Annotated in this window: 10 protein-coding genes, 3 pseudogenes and 1 riboswitch; of the genes and pseudogenes, 3 read left to right on the top strand and 10 right to left on the bottom strand. The window is 71.2% G+C overall.

Going from position 1 to position 14,713, the window contains the following annotated elements:
- Positions 1-120: 120 nt before the first annotated feature.
- Positions 121-251: riboswitch (FMN riboswitch) on the bottom strand.
- 278 nt (positions 252-529) lie between these two features.
- Positions 530-1,714: an ROK family protein gene (locus tag OH735_RS05710; protein ID WP_406380005.1), complete on the bottom strand. Its 1,185-nt coding sequence runs from the start codon at positions 1,712-1,714 to the stop codon at positions 530-532.
- Between the two features lie 156 nt (positions 1,715-1,870).
- Here OH735_RS05710 and OH735_RS05715 point away from each other — a divergent pair, with 156 nt between their 5' ends.
- Both OH735_RS05715 and OH735_RS05720 read left to right on the top strand, forming a co-directional pair.
- Positions 1,871-3,103 carry an MFS transporter gene (locus tag OH735_RS05715; RefSeq protein ID WP_406380007.1) on the top strand — a complete coding sequence of 411 codons (1,233 nt, stop codon included), beginning with the start codon at positions 1,871-1,873 and terminating at the stop codon, positions 3,101-3,103.
- 174 nt (positions 3,104-3,277) lie between these two features.
- On the top strand, positions 3,278-4,663 hold the full coding sequence (locus OH735_RS05720; RefSeq protein WP_406380009.1) for a uracil-xanthine permease family protein: 1,386 nt from the start codon (positions 3,278-3,280) through the stop codon (positions 4,661-4,663).
- Between the two features lie 503 nt (positions 4,664-5,166).
- Here the strand turns inward: OH735_RS05720 and OH735_RS05725 are convergent.
- From OH735_RS05725 to OH735_RS05740, 4 genes are read right to left on the bottom strand one after another with little or no spacing between them, the layout of a single operon-like run.
- Positions 5,167-5,910, bottom strand: coding sequence for a type 1 glutamine amidotransferase (locus OH735_RS05725; protein WP_406380011.1), 744 nt, complete (start codon positions 5,908-5,910; stop codon positions 5,167-5,169).
- Positions 5,907-6,650 (bottom strand): amino acid ABC transporter ATP-binding protein, encoded by a 744-nt coding sequence (locus tag OH735_RS05730; protein ID WP_406380013.1) that lies wholly within the window; start codon positions 6,648-6,650, stop codon positions 5,907-5,909. Before OH735_RS05730 ends, OH735_RS05725 begins: the two co-directional genes overlap by 4 nt.
- Position 6,651: 1 nt before the next feature.
- Entirely contained in the window at positions 6,652-7,755 is a 1,104-nt protein-coding gene (locus tag OH735_RS05735) for an amino acid ABC transporter permease (RefSeq protein ID WP_406380015.1), read from the bottom strand.
- Complete coding sequence (locus tag OH735_RS05740) at positions 7,752-8,654, bottom strand: ABC transporter substrate-binding protein (protein WP_406380017.1); 903 nt, start codon at positions 8,652-8,654, stop codon at positions 7,752-7,754. The genes OH735_RS05735 and OH735_RS05740 overlap by 4 nt, the downstream gene beginning before the upstream one ends.
- A 190-nt stretch (positions 8,655-8,844) precedes the next feature.
- On the opposite strand from OH735_RS05740, the gene OH735_RS05745 reads away from it, so the two are divergent.
- Positions 8,845-9,885, top strand: a complete 1,041-nt coding sequence (locus OH735_RS05745) for a LacI family DNA-binding transcriptional regulator (RefSeq protein ID WP_406380019.1) — start codon at positions 8,845-8,847, stop codon at positions 9,883-9,885.
- Between the two features lie 107 nt (positions 9,886-9,992).
- Here the strand turns inward: OH735_RS05745 and OH735_RS05750 are convergent, their stop codons facing one another.
- The 5 genes and pseudogenes from OH735_RS05750 to OH735_RS05770 form a co-directional block, all read right to left on the bottom strand.
- Entirely contained in the window at positions 9,993-10,142 is a 150-nt protein-coding gene (locus OH735_RS05750; protein WP_406380020.1) for an acetate--CoA ligase family protein, read from the bottom strand.
- A gap of 243 nt (positions 10,143-10,385) precedes the next feature.
- Positions 10,386-11,590: pseudogene (locus OH735_RS05755) on the bottom strand (Glu/Leu/Phe/Val dehydrogenase dimerization domain-containing protein).
- 160 nt (positions 11,591-11,750) lie between these two features.
- Positions 11,751-13,439, bottom strand: a pseudogene (locus OH735_RS05760) (thiamine pyrophosphate-binding protein); the annotation flags it as partial.
- The gene (locus tag OH735_RS05765) at positions 13,439-13,675 is read right to left on the bottom strand and encodes an acyl-CoA dehydrogenase family protein (protein ID WP_406386426.1); all 237 of its coding nucleotides are present in this window, start codon (positions 13,673-13,675) and stop codon (positions 13,439-13,441) included. The gene OH735_RS05765 and the pseudogene OH735_RS05760, both read right to left, overlap by 1 nt.
- A pseudogene (locus OH735_RS05770) lies at positions 13,648-14,652 on the bottom strand (acyl-CoA dehydrogenase family protein); the annotation flags it as partial. The pseudogene OH735_RS05770 and the gene OH735_RS05765, both read right to left, overlap by 28 nt.
- Between the last annotated feature and the right edge of the window lie 61 nt (positions 14,653-14,713).

Genomic DNA, 14,713 nt, shown 5'->3' on the forward strand with positions numbered 1-14,713 from the left:
CTGTCGACGACGACAGATGAAGCGGGAACGCAACAGGGGAACGCCGAATGCCGGAACAAACGGATGGATCGGTTGCCCGAAAACCACCCGCCGACGGCGGCGTACCCGTGGAACGGCCCGCCGCGCACTGCCTCCCATCCGGACTTTAACCGTCGGTCCAGGAATCCCACCTGGTCAACCGGCCGCTGGATGCGGACGGGTCGCGGACTATAACCGCCGGTTCGGAATTGCACCGACCCCGGAGTGCGCTGCTGCTGGTACACGGTCAGTGTGCCATGCCCACCGATGGGCCATATGGGTGAGTACTTGTGGGGTGGCTCACAAGGACCCCGGGGCGGGGCCGGAAGGCCAAGTGGTGGACGAAGGGCGAAACGCCCGGCTCCACCGGTGACTGGGGTGTCCGGCAGGACCTCGGGGCCTGCTGGCCCTCTCCCCTGCCGCCCGGCGGTGACCGGTTCGCCCCCGGGTCGCCGCCGGGCTCAGCGATGCCCAGCCATGCTCAGCCGGGCTCAGCCATGCCCAGCCACGCTCAGCCGGCCGGAGCGAACAGCTCGTCCTGAGCCGCCTCCCGGGCCGCGAGCAGCGCGCCGCGGAGCACCGCGGCGCCGCCCAGCCGCCCGGCCCTGACCTCCGTGCGCAACGGGGACATCGTGGTGAGCCGCTGCTCGACCCGGGCCGCGAGCGCGTCGCCGCCCGCGTGACCGACCTCGCCCGCGAGCAGCACACAGCCCGGGTCGAGGACCGAGGCGATGGCGGCGGCACCCAGCGCGAGGCGTTCGGCGAAGGCGTCCAGGAACGCCTCGCCGTTCCCCTCCCCCGCCAGGGCGGCCCGTACGGCGAACGCGGCACCCGGCTCCTTGTCCCCGTCGGCCGTGTCCGGGGGCACCACGATGCCGTGGGCGGCGGCCAGTTCGCAGACCGGGGCAGAGCCCACCAATGAGTGAAACCCGCCGTCGCAGTTGACGGCCGAGGGGGTGCCTGTCGCGCCGGGCACCGGCATGAAGCCGATCTCACCCGCACCGCCGGAGGCCCCGCGCCGGAGCTTCCCGTCCAGCATGACGGCCGCGCCGACGCCGTTGCCGAGCCAGAACAGGACGAAGGTGTCACGGGCCGCGCCGCTGCGATGTTCGGCGACGGCGGCGAGATTGGTCTCGTTCTCCACCAGCACGGTGGCGGGCAGCCGCTGCTGGAGCACCCGGACCAGCCGCCGGTGCCAGGCGGGCAGCCCCGTGGTGTCGCGCAGTTCGCCGGTGACCGGGTCGATCAGACCGGGCGCGCCGACGCCGACGCTGTGCAGCGGGGTGGCGCCCGCCTCGCGCGCGGTGCGCTCCAGCAGCGCGGCGGCCTGTTCGGCGGCGGACTCGGTGTCGGTGTCGCTGCCGATGGGCAAGGTGGCCTCGGCGAGCGTGGCACCGAGGAGATCGGCGACGACCACGGCGACGCTGCCGGTGCGTACGTCGAGCGCGGCGAGGTGCGCGCGGTCGGCGACGATCCCGTACAGACGGGCGTTGGGCCCGCGGCGCTCGGCGCCCGCCTCACCGACCACCCTGATCAGACCGGCCCCCTGAAGCCGTTCGACAAGGTCGGCGACGGTGGGCCGGGAGAGGCCGGTCAGGGCCTTCAACTGCGTGGCCGTCAACGGGCCGTCCTGCTGGAGCAGTCGCAGGGCGAGCCGGTCGTTGATGGCCCGGGCGGTGCTCGGTGACGCGGGCATGCCGGGATCCTTCCAGATCACTGCCGCACGGGCTGAAGGGACGGACTGAGAGACGCACTATTTATCAGGCAGGGCTCCTGATAATTTACCCCGGCACCGCGAGGCGGGCGCCGGGGCCGCCGGCGACAGAGCATTCCCAGGGGAGGGCACGGCGGTATGACAACGGATTCCACAGAGGCGGTCTTCGGCATGGAGCAGGTGAGGCGGGCCAGATTCGCCGTCGCCGCGGTCTTCACCGTGCACGGCGCGGTGACCGGCAGCTTCGCGACCCGGGTGCCCTGGATCCAGGATCACGCCGGGGTCAGTGCCGGACAGCTCGGTCTGGCCCTCGCCTTCCCCGCGATCGGCGCCTCGCTGACGATGCCGCTGGCCGGCGCGATCAGCCATCGCTTCGGCGCCCGGACCGCACTGCGCGGGCTGCTGGCCCTGTGGACGCTGGCGCTGGTCCTGCCCGCGCTCGCCCCCAACCTGCTGACGCTGTGCGCGGCGCTCTTCGTGTACGGGGCATCGGCCGGCATGTCGGACGTGGCGATGAACGCCCTCGGTGTGGAGGTGGAGAACCGCCTCGACAAGTCGATCATGTCCGGGCTGCACGGGATGTGGAGCGTGGGCGCCCTGATCGGTTCGGCCGCGGGCACGGTGGCCGCGCATCTGGGCGCCGACGCCCGGCTGCACCACTCCATCGCCGCCCTCGCCCTCACCGTGCTGGGCCTGATCGCCTGCCGGGGCGTACTGGATCTGCGCAGCGAACCGGACGAGGAGCCGCCGCCGCGCTTCACGCTGCCGCCGAAGTCCGCGCTGATCATCGGCGCGGTGGGCTTCTGCGCGGTGTTCGCGGAGGGGGCCAGCCTGGACTGGTCGGCGGTCTATCTGCGGGACATCATGGACACCTCCGCCGGGCTCGCCGCGGCGTCCACTACGGCGTTCGCGCTCACCATGGCGGTCGCCCGGATCGCCGGCGACAAGGTCGTCGACCGCTTCGGCGCGGTCCGGACCGTACGGGTGGGCGGCGTCCTCGCGACCGTCGGCGGGCTGCTCGTGGTCGCGTCACCGAACGCGGTACTGGCGATGTGCGGTTTCGGGCTCCTCGGCCTCGGTGTCGCCGTGGTCGTCCCGCTCGCCTTCGCGGCGGCCGGGCGCAGCGGCCCGAACCCGAGTCAGGCGATCGCGGGCGTCGCCACCATCACGTACACCTCCGGGCTCATCGCCCCGTCCGCGATCGGCTCGCTGGCCGAGGCGACGTCGCTGGTCGTCTCGTTCGGCCTGGTGACGGTGCTGGCGTTCGGCCTGGTGCTGGGCGCCGGGGTGCTGCGGACGGGCGACCGCAGGGCCGCGTCGTCCTCGGACACCGGTGCGCCGAGCGCGGCGGCGGCCGAGCCGCGCCCCTGAGCCGCAGGCTGTACGGGGCGCGGGCCCCCGGCCGCGCCCCGGCGGTGCTCCCCCGTCCGCGGCCCGGCCGCCCGGCGCGCCGCGATCCGCCACTATCATGGCGCTGATCATTTCTGCGGTGAGCACCATGCCGGGCGAGGCACTGGACTCCGTATCCACACACAGGGAGCAACCATGGGCCTCGGCGTGCGCTGGACCTTGCACGGCGACGGGAAGACACCCGCACCGGGCGAGGTCGTGAAACCCGGGGAACGACTCACCTGGGGGCGCACTGCCGGTCTCGGTGCGCAGCATGTGGTCTCCATGATCGGAGCCTGCTTCGTCGCCCCCATCTTGATGGGTCTCGATGCCAACCTCGCCGTCATGGCATCCGGTGTGGCCACCATCCTGTTCCTGCTCATCACCCGCGGCCGCATCCCCAGCTACCTCGGCAGCAGCCTGTCCTTCATCGGCGTCGCCGCCGTCATCAAGACTCAGGGCGGCGATGCGGCGACCCTCACCGGCGCACTTCTCGTGGTCGGCGCGGTCCTCTTCCTGTGCGGGGCGGCCATCCGCGCTCTCGGCGTCCGCATTGTCCACGCGGTCCTGCCCCCCGTTGTCACGGGTGCCGTAGTCATGCTCATCGGCTTCAACCTGGCTCCCGTCACCGCCGGCACCTACTGGCCCCAGGACCAGTGGACCGCTCTGCTCACGATGATTTTCACCGGCTTCGCCGTCGTCGTGATGCGCGGATTCTGGTCCCGTATCGCGATCTTCCTCGGCCTGGCCTTCGGCTACGTGATCTCCTGGGTATTCGACCGCGTCTTCGGCAAGATCCACTCCCCCGCCGGCGGTGCCGAGGCGGTCGACCACTGGCGCCTCGACCTCTCGGGTGTGGCCAGAGCCGACTGGATCGGCTTGCCGAACCTTCATGCCCCGAGCTTCTCCCTCTCGGCAGTTCTCGTCGCCCTGCCCGTCGTCATCGCGCTCATCGCCGAGAACGCCGGACACGTCAAGGCTGTCGGCGAGATGACCGGCGACCCGCTCGACGACAAGCTCGGTACCGCGATCATGGCCGATGGTGCGGCCACCGTGCTGTCCACTTCCGTCGGCGGTCCCGCCACGACTACGTACGCCGAGAACATCGGCGTCATGGCCGCCACTCGCGTCTACTCGACTGCCGCCTACTGGTGCGCTGCCGGCTTCGCGATCCTGTTCGGACTCTGCCCCAAGTTCGGCGCCGTCGTAGCTGCCATTCCCGGCGGCGTTCTCGGTGGCATCACCGTCATCCTCTACGGCATGATCGGCCTGCTGGGCGCACAGATCTGGGTCCGCTCACGCGTAGACCTCTCGAACCCGCTGCACCTCGTACCTGTGGCTGCGGGTCTCATCATCGGTATCGGCAACGTGAGCCTGACACTCACGAAAAACTTCCAGCTCAGCGGTATCGCGTTGGGAACGTTGATCGTGGTCGTCGGATATCACGCTCTGCGCATCCTGGCTCCTGCCCACATGACGAACGAGCCGCCGCTCCTCGAATCGGGCAATCCGGGGTATGACCGAGGACTTGACGCATCTTGATCCCAGGCGCCCGCCGAGCCGCTCGAACCGACTCGGGCATGGCCTGCCCTGTCGGCGGGCGTCGGAATGGTCGACGATCCTCGGACCCACGCACTACGAGGGCCACAAGGGCTTTCACAATGCATGACGGATCGTTCCGGGTGGTGCACAGCGGTCCGATTTCGACTGTTCAGGCGATGTTGGGCTGGCTGGTCGATCCGCCCGGTGGGGCCCCGTACCGCACCATCGAGAGTGCAGCATCGAGGAAGTCCTCGGGGTCCTCGGGCAGGGACTCGCCGACGACCGAAATGGCCGGACAGGGGAGCTTGTCGAGGCGGGCGTAGCGGCCGTGACCGTTCTCGGTGTCCTCGATGGCGGCGGCGGTGCGGCGGGAGGGGACAACCTCCGTCGCCGACCGCCGGGCCGCTACCGAAGCAGGCGCGCCGCGGCCCGCGTCGACGGCAGGCTGTCGTCCGCGAGCGGCGTTCCGGCCGGCCCATGCCCAACAAAGTGCCCGGCTGCGGTCAGCAGCGGGCGGCGGCGTGGCGGTCGGCCACGATCTCGCCCCACTGCTCGGCGAAAGCGCCCCAGAGCGTTCGCAGCCGTGTCTCCTCGCGGGCCACTTCGGCGACGACAGCGGCGGGGTCGAGGCCGAGGGCATGCAGCGGACCGACGTCCGACGTCCCCCAGGTGCGGATGTCGTCGGCCAGTACCTCGGGGTGGAACTGCACGCCCCAGACCGCTGTGCCGATCCGGTAGGCCTGGTGGGCGCAGCGCTCACTGGCGAGCAGGGGAACGGCACCCCCGGGCAAAGTGCCGGTCTCTTCCCAGTGCCACTGCACCGCGCGCAACCGCACGGCCGGGTCCGCGAAGGGCCCGAACAGCCGGTCTCCGGCGGCCTCCTGGAGCAGTGTCAGGTCGCAGAGCCCGACCTCGGGTCGTGCGGCGTGCCGGACCTCGCCGCCGCAGGCCACCGTGAGCAGTTCCATGCCCAGGCAGATCCCCAGCGTGGGCACGTCCCGGTCCACCGCCTGCCGCAGCAGTTCCCGCACAGCGGGCAGCCAGGGCGCCCGCTCCTCGTCGTACGGGCCCATGGATCCGCCGAGAACCAGCAGGGCGTCGTGGCCGCCCAGGGTACGGGGCAGCGCGTCACCCGCCCAGGGGCGGCACAGGTCGATCACCAGCCCCTGTCCGGCGAGTCGTTCGCCGACCTGGGCCGGGCCCGTACCGTCCTCGTGCTCGACGACGAGCACCCGTGCGCCGCTCACAGCCGCCCCGCCTCGACGATGCGGCGCAGGAAAGCGCGGGTGCGCTCCTGCTGCGGGTCGCCGAATATCTGCTCCGGCGGCCCTTCCTCCAGCAGTACGCCCTGATGCAGGAAGCACACCTTGTTCGACACCTCCCGGGCGAAGCCCATTTCGTGGGTGGCCAGCAGCATGGTCATGCCGCCTTCGGCCAGTTCGCGGACGATGGCCAGCACTTCGGCGACGAGTTCGGGGTCGAGGGCCGAGGTGATCTCGTCGAGCAGCAGGGCGCGCGGGCCGGTGGCCAGGGCGCGCACGATGGCCACCCGCTGCTGCTGCCCGCCGGAGAGCTGGTCGGGCATGCTGTCGGCCTTGTCGGCGAGGCCGACCCGCTTGAGCAGGATGCGCGCCTGTTCCTCGGCCTCGGCGCGCTCCACCCCGCCCACCCGCATCGGTGCCAGGGCGACATTGCGCACCACGCTCATGTGCGGGAAGAGATTGAAGTGCTGGAAGACCATGCCGACATCACGGCGCAGCCGGTCCACGTCGGTGCCGCGGCCCGAGGCGACATCACCGCCGACGCGGATCTCGCCCCCGCTGATCTCCTCAAGGCCGTTGATGCACCGCAACAGGGTGGACTTGCCGCTGCCGGAGGCGCCTATCAGGGTCACCACCTGGTGCTGTTCCACGTTCAGGTCGATGCCTCGGAGTACGGGGGTCTCCCCGTAACTCTTGTGCACCGCGTCGATCTCGATGAAGGCCATGTCAGGCTCCCTTGCCGCGACGCTGCTCACGGGCCACCAGCCGGTCGACCAGCCGGGCCTGCGGGATGGTGATGAGGATGAAGAGCGCCGCGACCACGGTCACCGAAGAGAGGTTGAAGTGGTTGGACGCGAAGATCTTCGACTGGTTGAAGGCGTCGATGGTGCCGATGACATTCACCAGCGCGGTGTCCTTCTGCAGGCTGATGAAGTCATTGAGCAGCGGCGGTACGACGCGGCGGGTGGCCTGTGGCAGCACCACATGGCGCAGCGTGGCGCTCCGTGAGAGGCCGAGCGAACGGGCGGCCGCACTCTGGCCGGGCGCGATGGACTCGATGCCGGCCCGGAACACCTCGGCGACATACGCACCGTAGGTGAGAGTGAGCGCGAGGATCGCGAACCACACCGGGCTGAGTGAGCTGAGGAACGGCACCTCGGCGAGCGGCAGTCCGAAGCCGATCAGATAGATGATGATGATCGCCGGTACGGCGCGGAAGCCGTCGATGTATGTGGTGGCGAGCAGCCGCAGCGGGCGTCCGGCCCGGCCCGGCGCCATCCGGGCGAGGGCGAGCGCCAGTCCCCAGACGAGGATCAGGATCTGGGCGACGACGGCGATGAAGAGATTGGTGCCGAAGGCGGCGGCGATCTCCCGGAGACTGATCCCGATCACTTCGCCGTCGAAGAAGGTGCGCTGTACGGCGCGGTCGTTGGCGAACAGGAACCAGACCGCGCCAAGCAGCACGAGCGCGGTCAGACACCAGCCCAGTACGGTCCAGGCGTCCTCGCGGGCCTCGGATACGGCCCGCCGGGCGTCGGCCCGCCGGGCTTCGGACCAGGCCGCGGCGGCTGTCCGGCTCGAACGCACCGCCCGTAGCGCGGGCCTCAGCCGCGTGAGCACGGCGGCGGCCATCACGGCGGCGCCGACGGCCACCGGCAGGCCGGAGCCGGGCAGGACCTCGCTCACGGACCAGGCGGTCGCCGCGGTCAACGCCACGGTGACCAGGACGCCCCCTACTGCGGCGGTCGCGAGCGGCAGGGCCCGCCGAGGCGGGGTGGCCACCCGCGGCTCGGCCCGCTCGGTCGTCAACGGATCGGTGCTGACGGTCACTTGGCGCTCCACGTGGGGATCACGGACGGGTCTCCGCCGAAGGCCTTGGCCAGGTAGGTGGAGGAGAATTTGTCGAGCGTGCCGTCCTTCTTCATCGCCTCGATGGCCGCGTCGAGGGTGGCGGAGTTCTTACCGCCCTTGGGGTAGAGCGCTCCGTAGGACTCGCCGGTGCTGTACTGGCCGATCACCTGGAACTTGCCCTTGGACTCCTGGGCCTTACCCAGGACGATGGCGACGTCGGTGAGCGCGGCGTCGATCTGGCCTGCCTGGAGGGCGGCCTGCAGCTCGACATCGCCCGCGAAGACCTTCGGCGGGCTCTTCGGCCGGAGGTGGTCGCGGACGAAGTCGGCGCCGGTGGTGCCCTGCTTCACACCGAGCCGCAGGCCCGCGATGTTCTCCTCGGTGGCCTTGGACCCCGCTGTCACCAGGACACCGATGTTGGAGGCGAAGTACGGGGCGGAGAAGTCCACCACCTTGCGGCGGGCATCAGTGATGGATATTTCGGCCAGCGCCATGTCGAAGTCCTGGGCCTTGCCCGCGACGAGCGCGTCGAAGGACACGTTGCGCACGGTGAGCTTGGACAGGCCGGCCCGGTAGGCGAGATCCGCGGCCATGCAGTACTCATAGCCGTCTGCGATCTGCCGCACGGTGTCGCCGTTCCACCAGCCGGGGCTGGGGAGGTCACCGACGACGGTGAGGGTGTCCTTCTCGACCGTCTCGAGGTGGATCGAGCCGCGGGACCCGGTCGCTGTGCACTTGCCGTAGACGCGGGACCCCTTGGAGTCGGTTGTGTGGGTGGTGGAGTCGCCACTGCCGGCCGCGGAGCTGCCGCAGGCGGTGAGTGCTGCCAGCATCACGGCGGCGAGTGCGGGCACGGCAGATGTACGGACGCTGCGCATGGAGCTCCTAGGGAAAGGGCCGGGAACCGGTGATGCGTTACAGTGCCCAAAACGTTTTGGGCACGTCAAGACCCCAAGCTCATCGATACAAAAACGTTTTGGGTGCCGGGGTTCGAGCAGACCGGTCTCTGGCACGCTTGAGACCGCACGGCGGACCGCGCGGCGGACGACACGGAGGGGCGACCGATCCATGACCAGCCGGAGATCAACACAGGCCGGAGCGGCGGGCCGACGCATCGGAATCCGCGACGTGGCGCGGGCCACCGGACTGTCCATCACCACCGTGTCCCACGCCCTCAGCGGCAAGGGCCAGATCGCCCCGGCCACCCGCGAGCGGGTACGCCGCGCAGCCGAGGAACTCGGCTACCGCCCCGACCCCGTCGCCCAGGGACTGGTGTCCGGGCGCACCGGCATCGTCGGGCTGGCCGTCGGCCATATGTCGGACCGCCCGTGGGCCAGCACCTACCGCCCGTACTACGCGGCGTTCTCGGCCGGTGCCACCATGACCGCGGTCGAGCGCGACTACGCACTCGTCGTCGTCCCGGGCGACCCGGCCTCCGGGCTGTGGGCCCGGGTCCCCATGGACGGCCTCATCATCGTCGACCCGGTGCAGGAGGACCCGTTGCTCGCCGACTGCGCGCGCCGCGGACTGCCGGTGGTCACCGATGGCCGCCCCATCGACCCGGGATACGAGGACGTGCCCACCGTGGAGAGCGACTTGGAGCGCGGCATGACTGAGGTCCTCGGCCATCTGCGGGACGCCGGCGCCACCCGGGTCGGTCTGCTCTCAGGACCCGAACCCGACGCGTACACCCAGGACTCCGAGCGCCTCTACCGCCAGTGGTGCACCGCGGCCGGGCAACAGGCGGTCGTCGAAACCCCGGCCGCCTCGGAGGATGCGGTGGAGGCGGCGCTACGACTGCTGTCCGGACCCGGGCGCCCGGACGCGGTGCATGGGCTCAACGAGACCTACGGCCAGGCCCTGGTGATCGCGGCACGGCGGCTGGGTCTGGACATCCCCGGCGATCTGATGGTCAGCGTGATGCGCGAGGGGGACCATTCCGGGGGTGCCGGGGACTGGGAAGTGCCGCTGACCGCACTGAGCCTGGACGCCCGGCGCCTGGGCGCGGAGTCCGTCGCGATGCTGATCGACGTACTCGACGGGAAGGCGCCGCGCAATGTGGTGGTGCCGTGCACCGTGGTCGTACGCGGCTCCACGCGCCGCAACTGAGCGGCGACGACCCGCTGGGCGCAGCTCCTGGCCCGACGCCGGGCAGCCGTTCCCGGGCCACGCGGATCCGCGCCTCGGACGGGCCTCTCAGCGGGCCGCCGATTCCGTCAATGCGCCGCGGTCCAGGCCGAGTTCGCGTGCGGGGCGAGGGCCAGGACGATGTCGCCGAGGAGTTCGGCGCGTATGCCGCCGATGCCGGCCATGACGACGGGGCCGAACACGACCGTCCGCAGGTGCTGGGCCGGCACTGCCAGCACCACGTGTTCCGGCGCGCTCGGCAGCGCGGCCAGGTCCGGCAGGAACGGCGCCCCGTCCAGGACGCCGCCCCGCCGGTTGACCAGGTGGACGGTGCGGCGGTGGCGCCCGGCCAGCGCCCCCGAGGCCAGCCAGTATCCCCCACTTCTCGGGGTTGTCGGAGGCGCCGACGACGGCGACCGAGCGGGGATCGAACAGCGTGACGAGTGCGTCGGGTGCCGCAGCCGGCGCGGCAGCCCGGGCCGTCAACGGAACCATCCGAAGCGCTCCGCGATGACCGGCAGCCGGTCGGCGACCAGAGCGTGCGCGGCGACACGGGGCGTGCAGCCCTCGGTCTCGGCGCGGGCCAGCATCTGATCGATCAGAGCGCGCATCGAGCGGCGGGTGTAAGCGAATGCCTCGTCGGCGTCGGCGCCGATGTCGCCGAACAGCGTCCACCACCAGGCGTTGGTACCGGAGTTGACGACGACGTCCGGCAGCACGGTGATGCCGCGGGCGGCCAGCAGCGCCTCCGCCTCCGGCACCACGGGCATGTTGGCGGCCTCGACAATCCAGCCGGCGGTGACACCGGCCTGGTTGGCGGCAGTCACGGCGTAGGAGACGGCGGCCGGCACCAGCACCTCGGCGTCGGCCGTCAGCCAGGCGCCGGCCGGCAGTTCACTGTCCTCGGCGCGGAGCGCGGCGCGGTCCACGCAGCCGTGACCGTCGCGGGCGGCGAGCAGGGTCTCGATGTCCAGCCCGGCAGAGTTGGCGATGGTGCCCTTGATGTCGGCGACCGCGACGACGCGCAGTCCGGCGCGGGCCAGGAATCGGGCGGTGGCACCGCCCATGGTGCCGAAGCCCTGCACCGCGACGCGGGTTCCCTGATGGGCGACGCCTGCTCGGTCCAGCGCCGCGAGTACCGATTCGGCGACGCCGCAGCCGCCTACCAGCTCGTCCAGGCCGATGCCGTCCACGTCGATGGCGAATGCGTCGGCGAGGCGCCGCCGGGCGGCTTCCTCGTCGTCGAGGAGCGGGTACACGGCCTGGATGGAGGAGACCAGGCCCACCTCGGCGGCGGCCTGATCGACGAGGTCCTGGGTGAGGCCGAGGTCCTCGCCGGTGGTCCAGAAGTGCTCGATGTAGGGGCGTACAGCGCGCAGGTAGCGGACGAGGATGCCGTAGGCGGCCGGATCGCGCGGGTCGCAGTCGATGCCGCCCTTGGCGCCGCCCATCGGGATGTAATGCCCTGCGGGTTGTAGTGCAACGCCTCCTTCATCGTCATACCGCGGGCCAGGCCGGCTACTTCCTCCAGCGTGCAACCTGAGCGCATCCGCAGGCCGCCGCTGGAGACACCGCGCACCAGACGGTCGATGACCAGGTGCCCCTGGTGCCCCGTCTCGTGGTCGGTCCAGGTGAGGGAGACCAGGGGGGCGGTGGGACCGGCCGTCCCCGACTCCGCCGATTCGATCGTCACGGGCGCGACGGAGGTCTGCGACGTGGTGGGGTACGTGGTCATCGGGAGAGCTCCTCAGGAACGGTGATGAGAGTGGGTCCTGCGGTGTCCAGGGGGCCCGGCGCAGTGCCTCGGCGAGCGCCTCGGGCGAGTCGACACGCACGCCGTGGCCGCCGTACGCGCGGGCCAGGGCAGGCAGATCGACCGGTGGAAGGTCGACACCGGTGGGGCGGTCGCCGCGGGAGGCCATTTCGTCGCGGATCTCCCCGTAGCCTCCGTTGTCGAAGACCACGACGGGCAGCGGGAGTCGCAGCTGTACGGCGGTGGCCAGTTCCTGTACGGAGAACTGCAGGCCGCCGTCGCCGCTCAGCGCGACGACCGGCCGGACGGGGTCCGCGGTCTTGGCGCCGATGGCGGCGGGCAGCGCGTAACCGAGCGTGCCGAAGCCCGTCGGATGCAGATATCGGCCCTCCGGGGCGACGGGCAGGTGCGGGATCGCGCCGTAATAGCAGCACTGGGCGCTGTCGGAGGTGATCACCGCGTCCGCGGGGAGCACCGACCGGATCTCCGCCAGATACGGGAGCCACCGTGCGTCCTGGCTTCGTGTCTCGTCGTCCCGCTCGTCCCGCAGCGCGACGACGGCCCTGTGGGCGGCATCGACGTCCGGCCGTGCGATGCCGGGTACCTGGGCGCTACGGGTACCGGGCGCGTCGCCGCGGCAGGCGGAGAGCAGCGATCGCAGGGTGTGACGGGCATCGCCGACCAGGGGGATGTCCGCCGGCAGCCCCGCGTACATCTGCGCCGGGTCGACGTCTGCCCGGATGAGAATGCCGCTGAGCGCAGGCGGGGCCTGCCACAGGTCGGACTCGGCGAGCTCGGTGCCGACGGCGAGCACCACGTCGCGCTCCCCCAGCCAGCGCTGGACTGCCGGACTGTGCAGGGAGACGCCGAGCGACAGCGGGTGAGTCTCCGCGACGATCCCCTTGCCGTTGGTGGAGGTCACCACGGGGGCGCCCAGCTCCGCAGCCAGTTGCAGGCATTCGGCGGCGGCTTCGCGCGCTCCCCCGCCGAGCACCATGGCCGGCCGGGCGGCCGCGCGCAGCGCCTCGGCGGCCGCTGAGACGGCGCCCGCTTCCGCCACCGCAGGGGCGGCCGACGGGGCAGTCCGGACCGGACCGGCCGGCTCCACGGCGGTGAGCAGGTCCAGCGGTACCTCGATGTGTACGGGGCGGGGCCGCTGCGTACGGAAGAGGGTGAAGGCCCGGGCGACCGCCACGCCTATCTCCGCGACTGAGGACACCCGGTGGCTGACAGCCGCGACCGCCCGCAGCGCCTCGGTCTGGCTGCGCATCTCGTGCAGCAGACCGGTCGACTGCCGGGGGTGGCGCAGCGGCATGCCCGGCGAGGGGACAAGCAGCGGGACGCTGTCGGAGTACGCCTGGCCGACGGCGGCCGCGATGTTCAGCAGGGCCGGCCCGGTGGTGGTGATCGCCACGCCGGGCTGCCCGCTGACGCGGGCGTAGGCGTCGGCGGCATAGCCCGCGCCCTGTTCATGGCGGGGATTGAGGTGGTCGATCCGGTAGGCGGCCAGATGCCGGTAGATCTCCAGGTTGTGGGTGCCCGGGATGCCGAACGCCTGGGTCACACCGTGCGCGGCGAGCGCCCGCACCAGGGCTTCGCCGCCGGTGAGTTCGTCGTCCGGGACCGGTACGGGGGCGGCGGCGGGCGTGGCCGGCTCCGCGGTGACGGGATCGGTGGTCTCGGGGCCGGTGGTCGCTGCCGGCTCGGTCACGGGGCCGATGGTCGCCGGGGCTGCTGTCACCGGCTTCGGGGTCTGCTGTCCGCTCATCACTCGCTCCGTCATCACATGCTCCGCGAGATGACCAGGCGCATGATGTCGGAGGTGCCTTCCTCGATCTCCTCCAACTTGGCGTCCCACATCCACTGTTCCACCGGGTACTCGCGCGAGTAGCCCCAGCCGCCCAGCGTCTGGACGGCGGCCCACGTGCAGTACGCCGCCGTCTCCGACGCGGTGAGTTGGCCATCGCCGCCTCGGTCGTGGCGTCCAGGCCGGCATCCAGCCGCTTGGCCGCTCGCCAGGTCAGCAGCCTCGACTGCTCGATGCGGGTGCGCATGTCCGCCAGCCGGAAGGCGACCGCCTGGTGCTCGATGACCGGTTTGCCGAACTGCTGCCGGGTCTTGGCGTAGTCGCGGGCGTACTCGTACGCGGCCCGGGCGATGCCCGTCGCGGCAGCGCCCAGCACCGTGCGGGAGACGTCGAAGGTACGCATCAGGCCGTGGAACCCGCGGCCCTGCGCACCGAGTCGGTCCTCGTCGGGCACGAAGACGCCGTTGAGGAAGATCTCGCGGCAGACGATGGCGCGCTGGCCCATCTTCCGCATCGGCGCGCCGAATTCCATCCCCTCGGCGCCCTTGCGCACCAGGAACGCGGTCACGCCGCGTGAGCGCTGGGTGGGGTCGGTCTTGGCGAAGATGACGTACTGCTCGACTTCCCCGGCGTTCGAGATCCACGCCTTCTGGCCGTGCAGGCGGTACCCGCCGGTGGTGCGGGTGGCCGTGGTGGTGATGGCGGCGGCGTCCGAACCGGCACCGGGCTCGGTGGTGGCCAGCGCCGTCATCGGGGTGTCCGGGCCCGCGAGCGGGGTGAGCCAGGCGCGCTTCTGTTCCTCGCTGCCGAGCTCCAGGAGCGGGTCGGCGAAGAAGCCGTTGGAGCACAGCAGGTTGCCTATGCCCAGGTCGCCGACGCACAGCTCCTCCTGGACGAGAACCTGTGTGAAGACGTCGGTGAAACCGCCCCCGCCGTACTCGGCAGGCAGCATGAATCCGGTGATGCCGACCTTGGCGGCCTTGCGCCACAGGTCCCAGAGCGTCTCGTGTCGGCCTCGTCGACGGCACGCGCCCGCGGCCGGATCTCCTCCTGGGCGAAGGAACGGGTGAGGTCGACGATGTCCCGCTGTTCGGGGCTCAGCGGGACCAGCTCGGTGGGCAGCTCTGACATGGCGTCTCCAGACACTACAAAGGCGTCCTACTGAATGAGTAGTCAGTATTCGGAGCATGGATCGCCCGTGTCAATGAGTGCGGTTACTGAACATCGATTCAGTCGATTGGGGCGAACGG

Origin of the sequence: Streptomyces sp. NBC_01618 (assembly GCF_045209435.1) — a bacterium.
GTDB lineage: Bacteria > Actinomycetota > Actinomycetes > Streptomycetales > Streptomycetaceae > Streptomyces.